Source organism: Streptomyces sp. 8L, from assembly GCF_020176795.1.
Classification (GTDB): Bacteria; Actinomycetota; Actinomycetes; order Streptomycetales; family Streptomycetaceae; genus Streptomyces.
In genome coordinates this window covers 1-2,243 of sequence record NZ_JAIUKE010000626.1, presented here as the reverse complement: position 1 = coordinate 2,243, position 2,243 = coordinate 1, and the positions used below count along the sequence as shown (strand labels likewise).

The following is a 2,243-nucleotide window of genomic DNA, read 5'->3' as shown; positions in this document are numbered from 1 at the left end:
GCACCCCGCCACCGTCGGCGAGCTGAGCCCCGGGGCGCCCAGGGCCCGGCCGCCCGGTTCAGGTTCAGCCAGTCGTCCGGCCCCGGCCTCGGCGAGCTGCCCGGCCGCCCGGTTCAGCCACTCGCCCGGCCCGGCGACGAGCCGACTCGTCGACCGGCCGGGTTCAGCGGCTCACGGTCGACCCACGGTTCAGCGGCCCACCGGATCGGCGGGGTGCGGTGCGACGAGGGGGAGTTCGCTCGCCACGCGGCGCTCGCAGAGGTCCGTCAGGACGTCGTACGCCTCCTTGCCCATCAGCTCCGTCAGCTCGGGCCGGTACGACACGTACACCGGGTCCCCCGCGCCGTGCGCCGAGGTCGCGGAGGTGCACCACCAGTGCAGGTCGTGGCCGCCCGGGCCCCAGCCGCGTCGGTCGTACTCACCGATCGACACCCGCAGCACGCGCGTGTCGTCGGGGCGGTCGATCCAGTCGTACGTCCGCCGCACCGGCAGCTGCCAGCACACGTCCGGCTTGGTCTCCAGCGGCTCCCGGCCCTCCTTCAGCGCCAGGATGTGCAGCGCGCAGCCCGCGCCGCCGGCGAAACCCGGCCGGTTCTGGAAGATGCACGAGCCGTTGAAGACCCGGGTCTGCCGCTGCGGGCCGTCTTCGTCGGAGTCGGCGTCGTCGGAATCGCTCTCGTCGTCGTCAGCGTCGTCGTCGGCGTCGGATTCCTGCGTCCAGCCGCCGCCCCGCGTGCCCTCGTCGTGGTACTGCCAGATCTCCGGCGTCAGCCGCGCCACATGTTCCGCGACCCGTGCCTCGTCGTCCTCGTCGGAGAAGTGCGCGCCCAGCGTGCAGCAGCCGTCGTCGGCGCGGCCCGCCTGGATGCCCTGGCAGCCACTGCCGAAGACGCACGTCCACTTCGACGTCAGCCAGGTCAGGTCGCAGCGGAAGACCTGCTCGTCGTCGGCCGGGTCGGGGAACTCCACCCAGGCCCGCGCGAAGTCCAGGCCCTGCTCGTCCCCGGCCGGCACGGCGGCGGACACGGCGGAGCCGCCCGCGTCCTGCTTCTGCTTCTTCGACTTCTTCCGGTCCTTGGCCTGCTCGGCTTTGCCCGGCTTCGTCTTGTTCGTCTTAGGCACGGGCCCAAGGGTAAGTCCGCCGCCACGGGTACGGTTCCGCCCATGAGACTCGGAGTCCTCGATGTCGGTTCGAACACCGTGCATCTGCTCGCGGTCGACGCCCATCGGGGCGCCAGGCCGCTGCCTGCCTATTCCCACAAGGCGGAGCTGCGGCTCGCCGAACTCCTCGACGAGGACGGCGCGATAGGGCCCGAGGGCGTGGACCGGCTCGTCGCCACGATCGCGGACGCGGTCAGGGCCGCCGAGGACAAGGGCTGCGAGGACGTCCTCCCGTTCGCCACCTCCGCGGTGCGCGAGGCCACCAACGCCGACCACGTGCTCGCCAGGGTCCGCGCGGAGACCGGCGTCGACCTCCAGGTCCTCAGCGGGGCCGACGAGGCCCGCCTCACCTTCCTGGCCGCCCGCCGCTGGTTCGGCTGGTCCGCGGGCCGGCTCCTCGTGCTCGACATCGGCGGCGGCTCGCTGGAGATCGCGTACGGCATGGACGAGGCGCCCGACGCCGCGGTCTCCCTGCCGCTCGGCGCGGGCCGCCTCACCGCGGGCCGCCTGCCGGGCGACCCGCCCGAGCGCACGGACGTACGGGCGCTGCGCCGTCACGTACGCGCCGAGATCGCCCGTACGGTCGGGGAGTTCAGCCGCCTCGGCGGCCCCGACCACACCGTCGCCACCTCCAAGACGTTCCGCCAGCTCGCCCGCATCGGCGGGTCCGCGCGCTCCGCCGACGGCCTCTACGCGCGGCGCGAGCTGAGTCGTTCGTCACTGGAGGAGTGGGTGCCGAAGCTGGCGGACATGACCGCCGAGCAGCGCGCCGACCTGCCGGGGGTGTCCATCGGCCGGGCACCGCAGCTGCTCGCGGGCGCGCTGGTGGCGGAGGCGGCGATGGACCTGTTCGACGTGGAGGTGCTGGAGATCTGCCCGTGGGCGCTGCGGGAGGGCGTGATCCTGCGCCGCCTGGACCGGCTCCCGGCGCCCTGACCGCCGGCGGCCGGGCGGGGGGGCCCCCCCGGGCCGGGCCCCCCCCCCGGGGGGGGCGCGCCGCCGCCCGCCGCGACGGACGCAAGAGTTTCTCCTGGCGCGACTACCGGGACCTGCTCATCGCCGCCCACCAGCAGCTCGGCGGC

The 2,243-nt window shown here is 74.5% G+C and carries 2 protein-coding genes and 1 pseudogene; 2 read left to right on the top strand and 1 reads right to left on the bottom strand.

The features are described 5' to 3' along the window. Positions 1–189: 189 nt before the first annotated feature. The gene (locus LCE31_RS35985; protein WP_374118668.1) at positions 190–1,122 is read right to left on the bottom strand and encodes a hypothetical protein; all 933 of its coding nucleotides are present in this window, start codon (positions 1,120–1,122) and stop codon (positions 190–192) included. A 42-nt stretch (positions 1,123–1,164) separates the two neighbouring features. On the opposite strand from LCE31_RS35985, the gene LCE31_RS35980 reads away from it, so the two are divergent. Together LCE31_RS35980 and LCE31_RS41400 are read left to right on the top strand one after the other, a co-directional pair. Beyond that, entirely contained in the window at positions 1,165–2,097 is a 933-nt protein-coding gene (locus tag LCE31_RS35980) for a Ppx/GppA phosphatase family protein (protein WP_225022080.1), read from the top strand. A 71-nt stretch (positions 2,098–2,168) separates the two neighbouring features. Beyond that, a pseudogene (locus LCE31_RS41400) lies at positions 2,169–2,243 on the top strand (transposase); the annotation flags it as partial.

What these genes read in the sequence shown, in the direction of transcription:
- LCE31_RS35980 (WP_225022080.1), top strand. Translation starts at nt 1,165, where the DNA reads ATGAGACTCGGAGTCCTCGATGTCGGTTCGAACACCGTGCATCTGCTC.